Annotated in this window: 13 protein-coding genes and 3 tRNA genes; 7 read left to right on the top strand and 9 right to left on the bottom strand. The window is 68.6% G+C overall.

All coding sequences use genetic code 11. The features are described from left to right. Positions 1-63: 63 nt before the first annotated feature. Positions 64-2,853: a phosphoenolpyruvate carboxylase gene (gene ppc / locus ABDJ85_RS07110; protein WP_347704074.1), complete on the bottom strand. Its 2,790-nt coding sequence runs from the start codon at positions 2,851-2,853 to the stop codon at positions 64-66. A gap of 182 nt (positions 2,854-3,035) precedes the next feature. Between ppc and hemC the strand changes: the two genes are divergently transcribed. From hemC to ABDJ85_RS07075, 7 genes are all read left to right on the top strand, one after another. Then, positions 3,036-3,962: a hydroxymethylbilane synthase gene (gene hemC / locus ABDJ85_RS07105; protein WP_347704073.1), complete on the top strand. Its 927-nt coding sequence runs from the start codon at positions 3,036-3,038 to the stop codon at positions 3,960-3,962. A 7-nt stretch (positions 3,963-3,969) separates the two neighbouring features. Further along, positions 3,970-4,731: a uroporphyrinogen-III synthase gene (locus tag ABDJ85_RS07100; RefSeq protein ID WP_347704072.1), complete on the top strand. Its 762-nt coding sequence runs from the start codon at positions 3,970-3,972 to the stop codon at positions 4,729-4,731. Further along, positions 4,728-5,888, top strand: a complete 1,161-nt coding sequence (locus tag ABDJ85_RS07095) for a uroporphyrinogen-III C-methyltransferase (protein ID WP_347704071.1) — start codon at positions 4,728-4,730, stop codon at positions 5,886-5,888. Before ABDJ85_RS07100 ends, ABDJ85_RS07095 begins: the two co-directional genes overlap by 4 nt. A 14-nt stretch (positions 5,889-5,902) precedes the next feature. Beyond that, a complete protein-coding gene (locus ABDJ85_RS07090; protein WP_347704070.1) occupies positions 5,903-7,138 on the top strand; it encodes a heme biosynthesis HemY N-terminal domain-containing protein in 1,236 nt (411 codons plus the stop codon). A 68-nt stretch (positions 7,139-7,206) separates the two neighbouring features. After that, positions 7,207-7,283 (top strand) — tRNA-Arg (locus tag ABDJ85_RS07085). A gap of 116 nt (positions 7,284-7,399) precedes the next feature. Continuing rightward, complete coding sequence (gene polA, locus ABDJ85_RS07080) at positions 7,400-10,171, top strand: DNA polymerase I (protein ID WP_347704069.1); 2,772 nt, start codon at positions 7,400-7,402, stop codon at positions 10,169-10,171. A gap of 2 nt (positions 10,172-10,173) precedes the next feature. Then, a complete protein-coding gene (locus ABDJ85_RS07075) occupies positions 10,174-11,187 on the top strand; it encodes a Gfo/Idh/MocA family protein (protein ID WP_347704068.1) in 1,014 nt (337 codons plus the stop codon). Here the strand turns inward: ABDJ85_RS07075 and ABDJ85_RS07070 are convergent, their stop codons facing one another. From ABDJ85_RS07070 to tolB, 8 genes are all read right to left on the bottom strand, one after another. Further along, positions 11,188-13,407: a xanthine dehydrogenase family protein molybdopterin-binding subunit gene (locus ABDJ85_RS07070; protein WP_347704067.1), complete on the bottom strand. Its 2,220-nt coding sequence runs from the start codon at positions 13,405-13,407 to the stop codon at positions 11,188-11,190. Then, positions 13,404-13,889 (bottom strand): (2Fe-2S)-binding protein, encoded by a 486-nt coding sequence (locus ABDJ85_RS07065; protein WP_347704066.1) that lies wholly within the window; start codon positions 13,887-13,889, stop codon positions 13,404-13,406. Before ABDJ85_RS07065 ends, ABDJ85_RS07070 begins: the two co-directional genes overlap by 4 nt. A gap of 98 nt (positions 13,890-13,987) precedes the next feature. Further along, positions 13,988-14,063 (bottom strand) — tRNA-Lys (locus ABDJ85_RS07060). Positions 14,064-14,108: 45 nt separating this feature from the next. Further along, positions 14,109-14,184, bottom strand: a tRNA-Lys gene (locus ABDJ85_RS07055). A gap of 123 nt (positions 14,185-14,307) precedes the next feature. Then, positions 14,308-15,111, bottom strand: coding sequence for a tRNA threonylcarbamoyladenosine dehydratase (locus ABDJ85_RS07050; RefSeq protein WP_430765519.1), 804 nt, complete (start codon positions 15,109-15,111; stop codon positions 14,308-14,310). Further along, positions 15,108-15,902, bottom strand: coding sequence for a tol-pal system protein YbgF (gene ybgF / locus ABDJ85_RS07045; RefSeq protein WP_347704065.1), 795 nt, complete (start codon positions 15,900-15,902; stop codon positions 15,108-15,110). Before ybgF ends, ABDJ85_RS07050 begins: the two co-directional genes overlap by 4 nt. Further along, the gene (gene pal, locus ABDJ85_RS07040; protein WP_347704064.1) at positions 15,902-16,432 is read right to left on the bottom strand and encodes a peptidoglycan-associated lipoprotein Pal; all 531 of its coding nucleotides are present in this window, start codon (positions 16,430-16,432) and stop codon (positions 15,902-15,904) included. The genes ybgF and pal overlap by 1 nt, the downstream gene beginning before the upstream one ends. 161 nt (positions 16,433-16,593) lie before the next feature. Further along, positions 16,594-17,862, bottom strand: coding sequence for a Tol-Pal system beta propeller repeat protein TolB (gene tolB, locus ABDJ85_RS07035; RefSeq protein ID WP_347704063.1), 1,269 nt, complete (start codon positions 17,860-17,862; stop codon positions 16,594-16,596). Positions 17,863-17,924 lie beyond the last annotated feature (62 nt).

Genomic DNA, 17,924 nt, shown 5'->3' with positions numbered 1-17,924 from the left:
CCTTGTTGAGTTTGCGGATGGTGAGCGCCACGCCGGGCGGCACTCACCGCACTCATTGGGGCGTCAGCCCGTGTTGCGCAGGCCGGCGGCGATGCCGTTGATCGACAGATGGATGCCGCGCTGCACGCGTTCCATCGCCGGGTCGGCGGCTTCCATGCGGCGGTAGCGGCGCATCAGTTCGACCTGCAGGTGGTTGAGCGGGTCGATGTAGGGGAAGCGATGCTCGATGGAGCGGGCCAGCGAGGGATTGCCCGCCAGGCGTTTGCCTTCGCCGGTGATGAGGCGCACAGCCTCTTCGGTGCGGGCGTACTCGGCCTGAATGGCGGCAAAGATGCGCTTGGCGAGCTTCTTGTCGGCGACCAGGTCGAGGTAGCGCTCGGCCAGGGCGAGGTCGCTCTTGGCCAGCACCATGTCGAGGTTGGACAGCACGGTCTTGAAGAAGGGCCAGCCCTTGTACATGCGCTTGAGCAAGGCCAGGTTCTTGGCGCGCTGGGCCGGCTCGGCGCCCAGGAAGCCCTCGATGCCAGAGCCAAAGCCGCACCAGCCGGGCAGGGCGACGCGGGCCTGGCCCCAGGAGAAGGACCAGGGAATGGCGCGCAGGTCTTCGATGGCGCGCGTGGCCTTGCGGGAGGCGGGGCGCGAGCCGATATTCAGCTCGGCGATCTCGCGGATCGGAGTGCTGGCGAAGAAGTAGTCGGCAAAGCCGGGGGTCTCGTAGACCAGCTTGCGGTAGGCGCCGAAGGAGCAGTCCGAGAGCTTCTGGGCGGCATCGAGGAAGGACTTGGGTGCGTCCTGCGTGGGGTGCAGCAGCGTGGCTTCCAGCGTGGCGGCGACCAGGGTCTCCAGGTTGCGCCGGCCGATCTCGGGGTGGGCGTACTTGGAGGCGATGACTTCGCCCTGTTCGGTCAGGCGGATCTGGCCGTTCACGGTGCCCGGGGGCTGGGCCAGGATGGCCTGGTAGCTGGGGCCGCCGCCACGGCCGACGGTGCCGCCACGGCCGTGGAAGAGGCGCAGCGTGAGCGGCGCGCTGGCCTTGAGCTCGTCGAACAGCTCGACGAGGGCAAGCTCGGCACGGTAGAGCTCCCAGGAGCTCGTGAACATGCCGCCGTCCTTGTTGGAGTCGGAGTAGCCGAGCATGATGTCCTGCTCGGCGCCACTGCGCTGGACCATGTCGCGGATGCCGGGCAGCGCGTAGAACTCGCGCATGATGGCCGGCGCGATACGCAGGTCGCCAATGGTCTCGAACAGCGGGACGATGATGAGGTCGCTGACGGCTTCGCGATCCAGCGTGCCGCGCAGCAGGCCGGTTTCCTTGAGCAGCACAGCCACTTCGAGCAGGTCGGACACCGACTCGGTGTGCGAAATGATGTAGTGGCGCAGGGCCTCTCGGCCGAACTTGTTCAGCGCTTCGCGGGCCGCTTCGAAGATGGCGAGCTCGCCCACGGTCTTGTCGGAGTAGGCGGCGCCGATCACGCGCAGGGGGCGCGCATCGTTGAGCACACGCAGCAGCAGGGCGCGCTTGGTGTCTTCGTCGAGGGCGCTGTAGTTGCCTTCGATGCGGGCGGTGGCCAGCAGCTCGGCCAGCACCAGCTCGTGCTGGTCGCTGGACTGGCGCAGGTCCAGGGTCGCCAGGTAGAAGCCGAACACGCGCACGGCGCGGATCAGCGGGGCCAGGCGTTGCGGGATCAGGGCTTGGGCATGGTGGCTGGCCAGCGAGGCTTCGATCACGCGCAGGTCGGCCAGCAGTTCATCGGCACTGCGGTAGGGGTCCTGAGGGGCCACGGCGTGGCGTAGGGCCTCGGTGCCGGTCAGCTGGTGCAGCGTGGCGGCCAGGCGGGCGTACATGCCCGTGAGCGCCCGGCGGTAGGGCTCGTCCAGGCGGTGGGCGTTTTGGTCGGGGCTGCGCTCGGCGAGCTTTTGCATCTCGGGCGAGACGCCCGTCAGGCGCAGCGAGATGGACAGCTCGGCGCCCAGCTCGTGGATCTCGGTCAGGTAGTGGCGCAGGGCCACTTCGCTCTGGCGCTTGAGGGCCTGGCGCAGCGTGGCGGCGCCGACGTTGGGGTTGCCGTCGCGGTCACCGCCAATCCAGTGGCCCATGCGCAGGAAGCTGTTCAGGTCGACACCGGGCAGGTGCTCTTCCAGCTCGGCGTAGAGCTTGGGGATCTGGCGCAGGAAGGTGGCGTGGTAGTACGAGAGCGCGTTCTCGATCTCGTCGCTCACCGTCAGCTTGGAGTAGCGCAGCATGCGTGTCTGCCAGAGCTGGGTGATGCGGGCCCGCAGGGCGGCCTCGTTCTCGCGCAGTTCGCGGTCAGAGTGGGCGCGGTCGCGTTGCTCCAGCAACTGGGCCACGGCGCGCTCGGCGTCCAGGATGCTCTTGCGCTGCACCTCGGTGGGGTGGGCGGTCAGCACCGGCGAGATGAAGCCGCGCTGCAGCGTGGCTGTGATCTCCGCCGGGCGGACGCCGGCCGCGTGCAAGTGCTCCATGCAGTAGGTCAGTGAGCCCGGCTGCAGGTGGCCGGCGCGCTCGTGCACTTCGCGGCGGCGCACATGGTGGCGGTCTTCCGCGATGTTGGCCAGGTGCGAGAAATAGCTGAACGCGCGGATCACGCTCACCGCCTGTTCGCCCGACAGGCTCTTGAGCGTCTTGTCGAAGTTGCGGCCGGCTTCCTTGTCGTGCTTGTGGCGGTAGGCCACGGCCAGCTTGCGCACGCGCTCCACCAGCTCGAAAGCCTCGCGGCCCTCCTGCTCGCGGATGACGTCGCCCAGCAAGCGACCCAGCAGCCGAATATCGGCGACCAGGGGCTGGTTCTTTTCAAGTTCCTGGGCGTGGGCGGACTTCTTGGTGGCTGGCATGGCAGGACGACGCAAGGGTGGAGGGATGTAACTTGGTTACTACAAAATGACTCTAGCAGTTTCTTGGCAAAAACGGAGCAAGAAGCGGGCCTCGCCCCCGTATTGTGGGTTCCCTGCCTGCCAAGCGGCGCTTCGAGTGCCGCGAAAACGGCCAGCGGAGCCTGGGTGCCGATAATCGCCGGATGACTTCTCCCATCGTGATCGCCACCCGCGAAAGCCGGCTGGCGCTTTGGCAGGCCGAGCATGTGCAGGCCCGCTTGCAGACCGAACTGGGCCTCCCCGCCCGCCTGCTGGGCATGACGACGCGGGGCGACCAGATCCTCGACCAGTCGCTGTCCAAGATTGGCGGCAAGGGCCTGTTTGTCAAGGAGCTGGAGGTGGCGCTCAGCGAGGGGCGGGCTGACCTGGCCGTGCATTCGCTCAAAGACGTGCCTATGGAGCTGCCCGAGGGCTTTGTGCTGGCTGCCGTGCTGGAGCGCGAGGACCCGCGTGACGCCTTCGTCGCCAACCACTACGCCAGCCTGGCCGAGCTGCCTCAAGGCGCCTGTGTGGGCAGCTCCAGCCTGCGCCGCGTGACGCAACTGCTGGCGCTGCGGCCCGACCTGCGCGTCGAGCCCCTGCGCGGCAACCTCGACACCCGGCTGCGCAAGCTCGATGAAGGCGGCTACGACGCCATCGTGCTGGCCTCCGCCGGGCTCAAGCGGCTGGGCCTGGGCGCGCGCATCCGGGCCTGGTTCGAGGTGGACCAGATGATCCCTTGCGCTGGCCAGGGTGCGCTGGGCCTGGAGCTGCGCGCCGATGCGCCTCAGCTGGCCGAGGCCGTGGCGCGGCTGTCACACACCCCGACCTGGCAGGCTTGCGAGGCGGAACGTGCGGTGTCCCGCGCCCTGGGGGGCAGCTGCAGCCTGCCGCTGGCTGCCCATGCCGTGCCGGCCGACGGCGGCCTGCGGCTGACGGCGGCGTTGGGCCACCCCACGCAGCCGACGCTGCCGCTGCTCAAGGTGGCGCTGGCGGCGCCGGTGGCGTCCTTGTCCGACGCGCGGGCGCTCGGGCAGGCAGCGGCCGATCAGCTGCGCGCCGCCGGTGCCGAGCGCTACCTGGCCGGATGACGGCCGGATGAGGCGTCTGCTGCTGACGCGGCCGCGCGCCCAGGCGGCCGACTGGGCCCAGCGCCTGGCGGCCCTGGGGGCCGAGGTCGAGAGCCTGCCGCTGATCGAGATCGAGGCCGCTACGGCTGCAGCGCGTGACGCCGCCTGGGCCAGGCTCCAGCACGGTGCGGCGCTGGCCGTGTTCGTCAGCCCCAATGCCGTGCGCCACACCTTTGCGGGGCGCGAACCTGCGAGCTGGCCGGCGGGGCTGCGCGCCGCCTGCGTGGGCCCCGGGACCGCCCAGGCCTTGCTTGACGCCGGTCTGGCGCCCGACCAGGTTTTGACGCCTGATGCCGACGCGGCCCACCTCGATTCCGAGCACCTCTGGCCGCGGCTCGCCGCCGAGGCCTGGGCGGGCAGGCGCGTCGTCTTCCTGCGTGGCGACGGGGGCCGTGAATGGCTGGCCGATCACCTGCGTGCCGCCGGCGCGCAGGTCGAGGCGCACGCGGTGTATCACCGCCGCAGCCCGGTGCTTTCGGCCGCAGAGAGCGAGCTGCTGGCACGCGTGCGCGCCGCGCCGGGGCAGTGGGCCTGGCTCTTCACCAGTTCGGAGTCGCTGACGCACCTGCAAGCCCTGCTGCCGACGGTCGAGCTGAGCGCACACGCGGCGCTGGCCACGCATCCACGCATTGCCGACGCCTGCCGCACGGCGGGGTTTTTGAATGTCGTGTTGACGCGACCCAGCGCCGAGTCCATCGTGCAGGCCCTGACACAATCTCCTCCACTGTGAGCGAGCCCCTTCTGCCTTCGTCGCCGACGACCGAATCCGCTGATGCACTGCCGGCACCAGCACTGCCGCCCGCACCTGCTGCTTCGGCCTTGCCCGTGTGGGTGAGCTGGGGCGGTGGCGCCCTGGCGGTGTTGACCCTGGCCAGCCTGCTGCTGGCTTGGCAGAGCCTGTCGCGCCAGCAGTCGCTGGAGCGCGAGCTGGTGCAGCGCCAGGAAGCCAGCCAGGCGCAGGCCGCAGAGGCTCGCAATGTGGCCAAGCAGTCTGAGGCGCTGATGCGCGACACCGCCGCCAAAGTGGCCCTGCTAGACGCGCGGCTGGCCGAGGTGGCCTTGCAGCGCGGGCAGCTCGAAGAGCTGATCCAGTCCATGTCCCGCTCGCGTGACGAGAACGTCGTTGGCGACATCGAAGCCGCCATCCGCGTGGCCATGCAGCAGACCCAGATCACCGGCAGCGCCGAGCCCCTGGTGGCCACGCTCAAGCAGGCCGACGAGCGCCTGCAGCGCTACAAGCAGCCGCGCATGGAAGGCATCCGCCGCGCGCTGGCGCGCGACCTGGACCGCGTCAAGGCCGTCAGCGTGGTGGACGTGGCCACGCTCACCATCAAGCTCGATGAGGTGGTGCGCATGGCTGAGGAGCTGCCCCTGGTGGGTGTGGCCGAGGCACACGCCGAACTGCGCCGTGACGACCCCGCCCGCGCTGCCACCCGTGAGCGCGAGCGCAAGGCCCGCCTGGAGCGTGAAGCTGCGGCGGCCGCTGCCGATGGCAAGCTGGCGCTTTGGTGGTGGCAGGCCACGCAGCAGCTGTCCGACTGGGGCGGCCTGGTCTGGGGCGAGGCCCGCACGCTGCTGCGCGTCACCCGCGTCGAGCATCCCGAGGCGGCCCTGATGTCGCCCGACCAGAGCTTCTTCCTGCGCGAGAACTTCAAGCTGCGCCTGCTCAATGCCCGCCTCGCCTTGCTGAGCCGCCAGTTCGACACCGCGCAGGCTGACCTGCGCGACACGCAGGAGACGCTGGCGCGGTATTTCGATGCGCGGTCCCGCAAGGTCACCAGCGTGGCCGAGCTGCTGCGCCAGGTGGCGGGCCAGGCACGCGCCGTGTCCGTGCCGCGCCCCGACGACACGCTGGCCGCGCTCACCGCTGCGGCCGCCGGGCGCTGAGGCGGGTCAAGCGCATGAAGCTCGTCGTCTGGCTGGTGCTGCTGTTTGCTGCCGCCGTCGTGGCGGCGCTCACCCTGGGCGCCAACGATGGCCTCGCCAGCTTTTACTGGGCCGGCTGGCGCATCGATCTCTCGCTCAATCTTTTCCTGCTGCTGCTGATTGCCGGCTGCTTTGCGCTCGTCACGGCCATCCAGGCCATCGAGTCCCTCACCACGCTGCCTAAGCGCGCCCGGCAATGGCGCCTGGCCCAGCGTGAGCGCATGGCGCAAGTGGCCCTGCGCGAGGCGCTGACTGAGTATTTCGGCGCGCGCTACAGCCGCGCCCAGAAAGCGGCACAACGCGCACTCAACATTCACGCGGCTGCCGAAGGGCTGCAGCAGGATCCAGCCTTTGAGTCGCTGGCCTACCTGCTGGCCGCCAGCAGCGCCCACCGCCTGCAGGACCGCCGCGTGCGCGACGAGGCCTGGCAGCGCGCCTTGGTCAGCAGCGGGCGGGGCGTGACCGATGACGTGGCCCGCCTCTTGGCTGCCGAGTGGGCTGTGGACGACCGCGATGCCAACCGCGCGCTGACCTTGCTGACCGAACTCAGCCCCGGCGCCGCCCGCCGCACCCAGGCCCTGCGCCTGCGCCTCCAGGCTGCGCGCCTGGCGGGCCGGCCGCTGGATGCCCTGCACACCGCCCGCCTGCTCGCCAAGCACCAGGCCTTCTCCAAGGTGGCCGCGCAAGGGCTGCTGCGCTCGCTCGCCTTCGAGGCGCTGGAGGCGGCGCGTGATGTCGACCAGCTCCGCGCTGCTTGGGCCTCGCTGGAGGCTGTGGACCGACGCGATGCCTTCGTCGCCGCCCGCGCGGCCCAATGCGCCGCCGAGTTGGGCGCGTTTGACGACAGCCGTGGGTGGCTCAAGCCCTTCTTCGACGATCTCATCAGCTTGCCGCGCGATGCGCGCGAGACCCTGTCACTCGCCTTGATCCCCGCCCTTGTGGGGGTCGGGCCCGACTGGGTTCAGCGCCTTGAGGCCGCCGCGCAGCGCCTGCCCCGCGATGGGCATCTGGCCTGTGCGCTGGGTCAGGCGCTGTTCGAGCGTCAGCTCTGGGGCAAGTCGCGGCAGACGCTGGAGTCGGTGGTTGATGACGCCGAGTTGCCTGCCGCTGCCCGCCGCCGCGCCTGGCTCGCCCTGGCAGCGATCGCCGAGCAAGAAGGCGACGACACACGCCGAGCCCGCTGCGTGGACGCGGCCGCACGCCTGCGTTGAAGGCCGCTGCGGCAATTCGCGGCGACTCTTGTTTGAGGCGTCAAAAACAGGCTATACTGCGGAGCTTCGCGGCTGTAGCTCAGTTGGATAGAGTACTTGGCTACGAACCAAGGGGTCGTGGGTTCGAATCCTGCCAGCCGCACCAACAATAAAAAGAGTGAACGGGTCAGACGTGTGAACGTCTGACCCGTTTTCCGTTGGGGCTGTGGAATCGCAATTGGTGGCGCGGCCAGTGGGGCTGCGCAGCGAGAATCGCCCGCCATGAGCAAACCCATCCTGCTGCTGGTCGACGGCTCCAGCTTCCTCTATCGCGCCTTTCATGCCATGCCCGATCTGCGCGGGCCCGATGGGGCGCCGACGGGAGCCGTGCATGGCTTTGTGGCCATGATGACCAAGCTGCGCGACGACATCGGCGCCGAGCACGCGGCCTGCATCTTCGACGCCAAGGGCCCGACCTTCCGCGACGAATGGTTCCCTGAATACAAAGCCCATCGCCCGCCGATGCCGCCCGAGTTGCGTGCGCAGATCGAGCCCATCCATGAAGTGGTGAAGCTGCTGGGCTGGCCCGTACTGGAGGTGCCGGGCATCGAGGCGGACGACGCCATCGGCACCTTGGCCCGCATGGGCGAGGCCAGCGGCCATGCGGTGGTGATCGCTACCGGCGACAAGGACCTGGCCCAACTCGTGACGCCCGACGTCACCCTCATCAACACCATGGCCAAGCCGCCCGAGCGGCTGGACGAGGCCGGTGTGGAGGCCAAGTTCGGCGTGGCGCCGAATCGCATCATTGACTACCTGACCCTGATGGGCGACGCCGTGGACAACGTGCCCGGTGTCGAGAAGGTCGGCCCCAAGACCGCCGCCAAGTGGGTGCAGGAATATGGCTCGCTGGACGGCGTGATTGCCGCCGCAGACGCCATCAAGGGCGTGGCCGGCGAGAACCTGCGCAAGGCGCTGGATTGGCTGCCGCAGGGTCGGCGCCTCGTCACCGTCAAGCTCGACTGCGACCTCTCCGGCCACATGGACGGCTGGCCGGGCTTGGAGGCGCTCAAGCTTCGTGAGCTGGACAAGGCGGGCCTGATCGATTTCTACACCCGCAATGGCTTCAAGACCTGGCTCAAGACCATGACGACGGAGGCCAAGCCGGCCTCAACAGCAGCGATGGCCCCTGCGGTTACGGGTGACCTCTTTGCCGAGCCCGAGCCGCCCGCCGACGCGGCACAGATCGAACGCCACTACGACACGGTGCTGAGCTTCGAGCAACTCGATGCCTGGCTGGCCCGGCTGCGCGCGGCGCCACTGGCGGCCTTTGACACCGAGACCGATTCGCTCGACCCCATGCGGGCGCGCATCGTCGGCATCTCCTTTGCCGACCGGCCCGGGCAGGCTGCCTACATCCCGCTGCGCCACGAAGGCCCCGATGCGCCCGAGCAGTTGCCGCTGGACGAAGTGCTGGCTCGCCTCAAGCCTTGGCTCGAGGACGCCGCCGCGCTCAAGATCGGCCAGAACCTCAAGTACGACCGCCATGTGCTGGCCAATCAAGGCATCGCCCTGGCTGGTGCCGCGCACGACACCATGCTGGAAAGCTATGTGCTCGAAGCGCACAAGACGCACAGCCTCGAAGCCCTGGCCGAGCGCCACCTGGGCCGCCATGGCCTGAGCTACGAGGACCTGTGCGGCAAGGGCGCCCACCAGATCCCGTTCGCGCAGGTGGACGTGGCCAAGGCCAGCACCTACTCGTGTGAGGACTCCGAGATGTGCCTGCACCTGCACGAGGTGCTGTGGCCGCGCATCGAGGCCGACGCGGGTCTCACGCGCGTCTACCGCGACATCGAGATCCCGACGGCCGAGATCCTGGCGCGCATCGAGCGGCAGGGCGTGCTGGTCGACGCGGCGAAGCTCCAGACGCAGAGCCACGAGCTGGGCCAGCGCCTGCTGCAACTGGAGCAGGAGGCCTATGCCATTGCGGGCCAGCCCTTCAACCTCGGGTCACCCAAGCAGATCGGCGAGATCCTCTTCACCAAGCTCGGCCTGCCCATCGTCAAGAAGACGGCCACCGGCGCTGCCTCGACCGACGAAGAGGTGCTGAGTGAGCTGGCGCTGGAGTTCCCGCTGCCGGCCAAGATCCTGGAGGTGCGGGCGCTGTCCAAGCTCAAGAGCACCTACACCGACAAGCTGCCGCTGCAGATCAACCCGGCCACCGGCCGCATCCACACCAACTACGCGCAGGCCGTGGCCGTGACAGGGCGGCTCTCCAGCAACGAGCCCAATCTGCAGAACATCCCCATCCGCACGGCGGAAGGGCGCCGCGTGCGCGAGGCCTTCATTGCACCGCCGGGGTTTCGTCTAGTCTCGGCCGACTACTCGCAGATCGAGCTGCGCATCATGGCCCACATCAGCGAGGACCCCGGCCTGCTGCGCGCCTTCCAGGAGGGGCAGGACGTGCACCGCGCCACCGCCAGCGAGGTCTTTGGCACGCCGCTCGACGAGGTCTCCAGCGAGCAGCGCCGCTACGCCAAGACCATCAACTTCGGTCTCATCTACGGCATGGGCGCCTTTGGCCTCGCGCAGTCGCTCGGCATCGAGCAAAAAGCGGCCAAGGACTACATCGACCGCTACTTCACCCGCTTTGCGGGCGTGAAGCGCTACATGGACGAGACCAAGGTCGAGGCCAAGGCCAAGGGCTATGTCGAGACCGTGTTCGGCCGGCGCCTCTGGCTGCCCGAGATCAACTCCGGCAACGGTCCGCGCCGCGCCGGCGCCGAGCGCCAGGCCATCAATGCGCCCATGCAAGGCACGGCGGCCGACCTGATCAAGCTGGCCATGATCGCCGTGCAGCGCGAGCTGGATGCGGCGGGCAAGGCCACCAAGATGGTCATGCAGGTGCATGACGAGCTGGTCTTCGAGGTGCCCGAGGCCGAGCTGGACTGGGTCAAGACCGAGGTGCCGCGCCTGATGGCCGGCGTGGCGGCGCTCAAGGTGCCGCTGCTGGCCGAGGTGGGTGTGGGGGCGAACTGGGACGAGGCGCATTGAGCATGGAAGCGAACATCAAACCCGTGGTCTGGGGCGTGCTCAGCACCGCCAAGATCGGCACGTCTCGCGTGCTGCCTTCGATGCAGCCCAGCCCCTGGGTGGAGCTGCGCGCGATCGCTTCGCGCTCACTGGCCTCGGCCCAGGCGGCAGCCAGCGAGCTGGGCATCCCCGTGGCCTACGGCAGCTACGAGGACTTGATCGCCGACCCCGAGATCGAGGCCATCTACAACCCCTTGCCCAATCACCTGCACGTGCCCCTCACGCTCGCCGCTGCGCGGGCGGGCAAGCATGTGCTGTGCGAGAAGCCGCTGGCCATCTCGGCCGACGAAGCCGCGCAGTTGCGCGAGGTGGCCGACAAGGTGCTGATCGAAGAGGCCTTCATGGTGCGCCACCACCCGCAATGGCAGACCGCGCGCGAGCTGATCCGCGCCGGGCGCATCGGGCCCCTGACTGCGGTGCAGGCCTTCTTCTCGTACTTCAACGTCGATGCGGCCAATGTGCGCAATCAGGCCGACATCGGCGGCGGTGCGCTCTACGACATCGGCTGCTACGCCATCCTCTCCGGCCGCTACCTGTTTGAGGCCGAGCCCCTGCGCGTGGTGGCCTTGGTGGACCGCGACCCGGCCTTCGGCACGGACCGCCGCACCAGTGCGCTGGTGGACTTTGGCGGTGGGCGGCATCTGACCTTCACGGTGTCGACCCAGAACTGCGGCTACCAGCGGGTGCAGGCCATTGGCTCGCAAGGCCGGATCGAGATCCCCATCCCCTTCAACCCACCACCCGGCGGTGCAACGCGCATTGCGCTGGACCCCGGCGGCGCGCTGGACGGCAGCCGTATCGAGTGGATCGACATCGCGCCGGCCGACCAGTACCGCCTGCAGGGCGAGGCCTTCTCGCGCCGCATCCGTGACCAGGTGGCGGACGGCTATCCGCTGGGCGATGCCGAGGCGCAGATGCGCGTCATTGACGCGCTCTTCAGGTCTGAGCGCAGCGGCAGCTGGGAGGCGTTGGCCTGATCAAGCCCAGCGCAGGTCGCTGCTGGACAGCGGCATCTTGCGCACGCGGTGGCCCGTGGCCGCAAAGATGGCGTTGCACACCGCTGGCGCCAGCGGCGGAAAGGCCGGCTCGCCGAGGCCCGTGACCGGGAAATCGGTCTTCATGAAGTGCACGTCGATGCGTGGTGGCGACTCGGCCAAGCGGATCAACGGGTACTCGCCGAAATTGCTCTGCACGATGCGGCCACCTTCGATGTCGAGCTGTGCGTGCATCAGGGTGCCGAGCGCGTCGATCACCGAGCCCTGCACCTGGTTCTCGGCACCGCTGAGGTTGACGATCTGGCCGCCGATGTCGGTGACGACGGTGACCCGATCGACCTTGAGTTCACCCTCGCGCGAGACGGTCACCTCGGCCACCTGGGCGACATAGCCCCGGTGGCTGAACTGGAAGGCGATGCCGCGCCCGCGACCTTTGGGAAGAGGCGTGCCCCAACCCGCGCGCTTCGCGGCCTCTTGCAGCACCGCGCGCATGCGGCCCACGTGATAGGGCGCGCCTCGGCCATCGGTTGGCGCGACGCTGTCTTGCTGCCCGAGCAGGTCGAGCCGGAACTGCAGCGGGTCTCGCCCGGCCGCGTGGGCCAGCTCGTCAATGAAGCTGTGCACCACCCACGAGAACACATTGCTGCCAGGCGCACGCCACGGGCCCATGGGGATGCCGCACTCCAGCGGCGTCTGCTCGATCAGGCAATTCGGCACCCAGCGGCCGGGGAACTCATCGCCGCCCAGATAGCCGCCACTGCCGGGGGCCAGCACGCTCTTGCCTTCGCGCTCGACACGGTTGGCAAAGGTCACGAAGTGGTCGTGCCAGGCCACCACGTGGCCTTGTGCGTCAACACCGCCGCGCAGGAAGTGGAAGCCGCCGGCACGGTAGTGGTCGTGCTGGAGGTCGTCCTCGCGCGTCCACACCAGTTGCACAGGCGCTGCCACGCGCTTGGCGATGGCGGCGGCCTCGACGATGTAGTCGGCGCTCAGGCGGCGCCCAAAGCCACCGCCGCTGCGCGTCATGTGCAGCTTGATCTGCTCCTTGGGAATGCCCAGCGTGCTGGCCACCAGGTTCTGGCCGGCGCCGGGGTTCTGCGTTGGCGCCCACAGCTCCATCACGCCGTCGTGCCACCAGGCGGTGCAGTTCTGCGGCTCGATGCTGGCGTGGGAGATGAACGGGTATTCGTAGCGCGCGGTCACCGTTTTGGCGGCGGCCTGTAGGGCGGTGTTCACGTCGCCATCACGCCGGTGCGTAGCGGCACCGGGCTGGGATCCGAGCGTGTCGGCCTGCTGCACAAAGCCGCGCCAGCTTTGGGTGGCATAGGGGCCTTCGTCCCAGTCCACTCGCAGCTGTTTGCGGGCGCTGAGGGCCGCCCAGGTGTGTTCGGCCACGATGGCCACGCCGGGCATCAGGCCGTTCAGGTTGCTGGTGCCCTCGACGACGAACGCGTCCCGCACGCCAGGCAGGGCCTTGATGGCCTCCAGGTTGGCGCTGCGCACCTTGCCACCAAACACTGGGCATTTGACGAAGGTGGCCGTGAGCTGACCTGGCTGGCGCACGTCGATGCCGAAGAGCGGCTTGCCGGTGACGACGGCCGGGTTGTCTACGCCACCAATGCGCGTGCCCAGCAGCTTGTAGTGGCGCGGGTCCTTGAGCTTGACCTCGTCGGCCTTGGGGACCGGCAGTTGAGCAGCTGCAGGCACCAGGGCGCCGTAGCCAATCCGTCGCTTGGTCTTCGCATGCAGCACGTGGCCAGCTTCGGTGGTGAGCTCGGTCTCGGGCAGCTGCCACTGCGCCGCGGCCGCACGCACCAGCAGCAAGCGCGCCGTGGCGCCCAGCCGCTGGAAGTCGGTGTAGTTGTTGGGCGTGGAGAGCGAGCCGCCCGCAAACTGGCTGCCATAGATGGGGTCGAGGTCGCCCTGCTCGACGCGCACGTCCTGCCAGCGGATGTCCAGCTCTTCGGCCAGCACCATGGGCAGCGAGGTCTTGATACCCTGGCCAATCTCCGGCTGCTTGGAGATCAAGGTCACCACGCCGCTCGAAGCGATGCGGATGAAGGCATTGGGCTTGAACTCAGTCGCTGCGGCGACGCTCTCAGGCTTGCCCACGGCGTCGCTGGCGGCGCGGCTGCCTGGCAGCCACAGCCCTAGCAGCAAGCCGCCGCTGCCTTGTAGGAGTTGTCGGCGCGAGTGCTTCATGCCTTCTTCCCCTTGCGATCCTGTACCGCAATCTCCGCAGCGCGGTGCACCCCGGCGCGAATGCGCACATAGGTGGCGCAGCGGCAGAGGTGGCCGTTCAGGGCCGCGTCGATGTCGGCATCGCTGGGCTTGGGTGTCTGCTTGAGCAAGGCGGCGGCGCTCATGATCTGGCCGGCCTGGCAGTAGCCGCATTGCGGCACATCGAGTTCGGTCCAGGCGCGCTGCAGCGGGTGCTCGCCCTTGGGGTCGAGGCCCTCGATGGTGGTGATGTCGAGATTGGCGGCGCCGGAGACCGGCAGCAGGCAGCTGCGCGTGGGCGTGCCGTTGATGTGGACGGTGCAGGCGCCGCACTGGCCAACGCCGCAGCCGTACTTGGTGCCAACGAGGCTGAGCTGGTCCCGCAGGACCCAGAGCAGGGGGGTGTCTGCGGCCACATCAACGGTGTGCCGCTCGCGGTTCACGCGGAGGGTGTATCGAGGCATGGCGCGCAGGATAGCGGCGCGCCATCCGGGCGTCCAAATGCCTTTTGGCAGCCCACAAAGCACAAGGGACTTGCCTTGCGGCAAGTCCCTTGGAAAGTTGGTGGGCCCTGTAGGATTCGAACCTACGACCAACGGATTAAGAGTCCGCTGCTCTACCAACTGAGCTAAGAGCCCGTCAGCCCATGAGTATAACCACAAACGGCGACTCATGGAAGAGTTTGGTGGGTCGTGCAGGATTCGAACCTGCGACCAACGGATTAAAAGTCCGCTGCTCTACCGACTGAGCTAACGACCCGTGAAAGGGGCCGTTGCCGGCTCCCTTCCGACCCCCGGTTGTGCGTGTCGCCGGCCTTTGGGGGCCAAGGAAGCAAGCTGCGCCAGGGAAAGCCCGCGATTATAGACGGCCCTAGGGGCGCCTTCAGGCTGAGCTGGCGCTGCGGGCCAGGAACTGGCGTTGCAGTTCGGCGGCGGCGCAGAGCCCGAAGGTGGCGGTGACGCTGACGCTGGAGCCGTAGCCGGCGCAGTTCAGGCTGCCATCAACCGCGCAGCTTTCGCCGTCGGCCTCGGGGCGCTGCACGGCCTCGCGCGAGAAGACGCAGGGAGCGCCGATGCGGCCATTGCGCGGGGCGCCGGCGTGCTTGCGCAGGCGTTGGCGCAGCGAGGCGAGCAGCGGGTCGTGCGTGACCTCGGCGAGGTCGGCGATTTCCACGGCCTGCGGGAGGCGCTTGCCACCTGCGGCACCCACGCAGACAAAGGGCAGTTGGTGCTGCCGGGCCCAGTCCGCCAGCGTGGCTTTGGCGCGCAGTTGGTCGCAGGCGTCGATGAGGCCGTCGATCTGCCCATCGAGCCCGGCATTCGTCAGCAGGGCAGGCCAGTTGTCGGGTTCGACGAATTCTTCGATCAGGTGGACGCGGCAGCCTGGATGGATGTCGGCGATGCGCTGGCGCAGGGCCTCGATCTTGGCTTGGCCGACGGTGCTGCCTAGCGCCTGGATCTGGCGGTTGATGTTGGACTCGGCGACTTGGTCGAAGTCGATGAGCGTCAACTCGGCGCAACCGCTTCGGGCCAGGGCCTCGACGGCCCATGAGCCCACACCGCCCACGCCGACGACCGCGAAGCGGCCCGCGCGCAGGCGCTGATAGCCACCAGGGCCGTAGAGGCGACGCAGGCCGCCGAAGCGGCGTTCGAGGTCTGCGTCGTCGTCAGCGGCGGCCAGGTTCACTTGAGGCCGACGAGGCGTTCCTTGGCGGCCTTGGCTGCTTCGGTGCCTGGGTAGGCCTTGATCAGGTCTTCCAGGCTGCGGCGCGCGGTCTTGTTGTCCTTGAGCTCGATCTGGCAGTTGGCCAGGGCAAGCAGGGCTTCAGGGGCGCGCGGGTGCTCGGGGTTGCCGGCGATGAAGGCCTTGAAGGTCGCGATGGCGTCCTTGTAGTCGCGCTTGCCGTACTGGGCGCTGCCGAGCCAGAAGCGGACCGAGTCGGTGTAGCCACTGGCGGAGAAGCGCTTCTGGAAGGAGAGCAGGGCGCTGACAGCATCGGCAAACTCGCCACGGCGCACTAGGCCGATGGCGGCCTCGTACTGGCGGCGTTCTTCGGGGTCGGCCTGGAACTCGCGGCCATCGAGGCTGACCTTTTGGGGCTCCAACGGCTTGAGGCGGGAGTCGAGCGTCTGGGCCTGGTCGGCCAAGCGGCGCTGTGTCTCGGACAGGTCGCGGGCGAGCTGTTCGTTCTGACCGCGCAGCTTGGCGATCTCACCGCGCAGGGCTTCGATCTGGCTGTTCAGGTCGAGCAGGCTGCGGCGCAGCGTGCCGACCTGGTCCTGCAGCTGTGTGCTGAGGGCCTCATTGCGTGCCTTGCCTGCGTCGTCAGCCGCCTGGAGCTGCTTGCGCAGGTCCAGGATGGCCTTGCGAGCCTCTTCGTCTTCAAAGAGGCCCGCACGGGCCGGGCCGCAGACGCTGGCGCCGAGGGCGATGGCCAGGGCGGACACCCGCAGCAGATGGCGGGTTGCCAGGCGCATCACTTGTCCTTCAGCTCGACGCGGCGGTTCTTGGCCCAGGCGGCTTCATCGCTGCCTTGAGCGGCGGGGCGCTCCTTGCCGAAGCTGACCGACTCGATCTGGCCGCCCGAGGCGCCCAGCAGGGTCAGGGACTTGGCCACCGACTCGGCACGGCGCTGGCCCAGGGCCAGGTTGTATTCGCGGCCGCCGCGCTCGTCGGTGTGGCCTTCGAGCAGCAGGTTGACCTTCTTGTCCTTGGTCAGGCGGTTGGCGTGCTTGGCGACGGTGTCCTGGTACTCGGGCTTGACGGCGTCGCTGTCGAAGTCGAAGTAGATGACGCGGGAGTTGGCGACCGAAGCCAGCAGCTCGGCGCTCAGGTCCACTTGCTTGACGGCGGACTCAGCGGGCTTGGGTTCGACCTTGGGCTGAACCGGGGCGGGCGTTTGGTCAGCCTTGACCACCGGTGCGGGGTCTTCGAGCTTCACGGTCGAGCCGCAGCCGACCAAGGCGGCAGCAGCGACGAAGGACAGGGCGAAGCGGGCGAGTTTCATGCGAGGCATCTCCAGGGAGAACGTGGTCAGAAATTGGGGCACGCAAATTGTGCGGGCGAGGGATTGTCCAACATGCGCCGGCAAAGCCGCACTGACTGCGTGCAAAGGAAGGTAAGTCGGGTGTCACTTGCCACGAAGTGGTGCGCTTCAGCAGCCGAACCTCAACGACCGAAGGGCCCCCAGGCCGGCTCGCGCACCTGACTGACGGTGACCAGCAGCGGCACCTTGTTCTTGCCATCGAGGGTGGTGGTCATCAGCACTTCCTTGCCGCCGGCGCGGGTGGCATAGGCGATCAAGCGGCCATTGGGGGCGAAGCTCGGGCTTTCGTCGTCGCTGCTTTCGCTGATCTGCTGGGCCTGTCCGGTAGCGAGGTCCATCACGCTCAAGCGGAAGGCGCCGCTCTGACGGGTGATGTAGGCCATGGTGCGGCCATCGGGGCTGATGGCCGGGCTGATGTTGTAGTTGCCCGTGAAGGTCACGCGCTCGGCGCTGCCGCCGCCAGACGGCATGCGGTAGACCTGCGGGCCGCCGCCCCGATCGCTGACGAAGTAGATCTGCCGACCGTCAGGGGTGAACACCGCCTCGGTGTCGATGGAGCTGGTTTGGGTGAGGCGGCGCAGGCCGCTGCCGTCACGGTTGATCAGGAACAGCTGGGTGCCGCCCTCGCGCGAGAGGCTGAGTGCCAGCTGCTGGCCGTCGGGCGACCAGGACGGCGCGCTGTTGGTGCCCTTGAAGTCGGCCAGCAGGCGGCGTTGGCCGGTCTGGATGTCCTGCACGCGCACGGTGGCCTTGCCGCTCTCGAAGCTGGCGTAGGCCAGCTCGCGGCCATTGGGCGCCCAGGCGGGCGAGATGATCGACTCGGGGCTCGTCAGCGCGACACGGGCGCTCTCGCCGTCGGCATCCGCAATGACGAGCTGGTAGCGCGAGCCCAGCTTGGTTACATAGGCCATGCGGGTCGCAAAGACGCCGCGCTCGCCGGTGATCTTCTGGAAGATGGAATCGGCGATCCGGTGCGCGGCCAGGCGCAGGTCGTCGGCGACCACGGCGTGGGACTCACCAATCAGCTCGGAGCGGTTGACCGTGTCCCAGAGCTTGTAGCGCACGTCGAAGCGGCCATCGGCCAGGCGGGTGATGGAGCCGCCCACCAGGGCATCGGCGCCGCGGCCGCGCCAGTCGGCCCAGGTGGGCGTGCTGGTCTCAGCGAGCGGGAAGCCGGCCGGCGCGTCGATGCTGCGAAACAGGCCGCTGCGCTCCAGGTCGGCGCGGATGATGGCGGCAATGGGCTGCGGGGACTTGGCCTCGTCGCGGAACTCGGCCACCGTGACGGGGAAGCGCGTGCTGCCGACGCCGGCAATCTCCACCCGCATCTGGGCCCAGCTGGGCATCGCCAGGCCAGCCAGGGCGGCCAAACTGTGTCGACGTTGGATCATGTCTCTCGTCCTGGGGGAATCCGGCGGCGATTCTGCCCCAGGGCAAGGCGTCACCCGGAGGT

Origin of the sequence: Roseateles paludis, from assembly GCF_039872745.1 — a bacterium.
Lineage (GTDB): Bacteria > Pseudomonadota > Gammaproteobacteria > Burkholderiales > Burkholderiaceae_C > Pelomonas > Pelomonas paludis.
The sequence above is the reverse complement of the archived record's forward strand: the minus strand, read 5'-3'. Positions and strand labels throughout refer to the sequence as shown.

What these genes read in the sequence shown, in the direction of transcription:
- ybgF (WP_347704065.1), bottom strand. Translation starts at nt 15,902, where the DNA reads ATGCGCCTGGCAACCCGCCATCTGCTGCGGGTGTCCGCCCTGGCCATC.
- hemC (WP_347704073.1), top strand. Translation starts at nt 3,036, where the DNA reads ATGACTTCTCCCATCGTGATCGCCACCCGCGAAAGCCGGCTGGCGCTT.
- ppc (WP_347704074.1), bottom strand. Translation starts at nt 2,853, where the DNA reads ATGCCAGCCACCAAGAAGTCCGCCCACGCCCAGGAACTTGAAAAGAAC.
- tolB (WP_347704063.1), bottom strand. Translation starts at nt 17,862, where the DNA reads ATGATCCAACGTCGACACAGTTTGGCCGCCCTGGCTGGCCTGGCGATG.
- polA (WP_347704069.1), top strand. Translation starts at nt 7,400, where the DNA reads ATGAGCAAACCCATCCTGCTGCTGGTCGACGGCTCCAGCTTCCTCTAT.
- ABDJ85_RS07075 (WP_347704068.1), top strand. Translation starts at nt 10,174, where the DNA reads ATGGAAGCGAACATCAAACCCGTGGTCTGGGGCGTGCTCAGCACCGCC.
- ABDJ85_RS07090 (WP_347704070.1), top strand. Translation starts at nt 5,903, where the DNA reads ATGAAGCTCGTCGTCTGGCTGGTGCTGCTGTTTGCTGCCGCCGTCGTG.
- ABDJ85_RS07100 (WP_347704072.1), top strand. Translation starts at nt 3,970, where the DNA reads ATGAGGCGTCTGCTGCTGACGCGGCCGCGCGCCCAGGCGGCCGACTGG.
- pal (WP_347704064.1), bottom strand. Translation starts at nt 16,432, where the DNA reads ATGAAACTCGCCCGCTTCGCCCTGTCCTTCGTCGCTGCTGCCGCCTTG.
- ABDJ85_RS07065 (WP_347704066.1), bottom strand. Translation starts at nt 13,889, where the DNA reads ATGCCTCGATACACCCTCCGCGTGAACCGCGAGCGGCACACCGTTGAT.
- ABDJ85_RS07070 (WP_347704067.1), bottom strand. Translation starts at nt 13,407, where the DNA reads ATGAAGCACTCGCGCCGACAACTCCTACAAGGCAGCGGCGGCTTGCTG.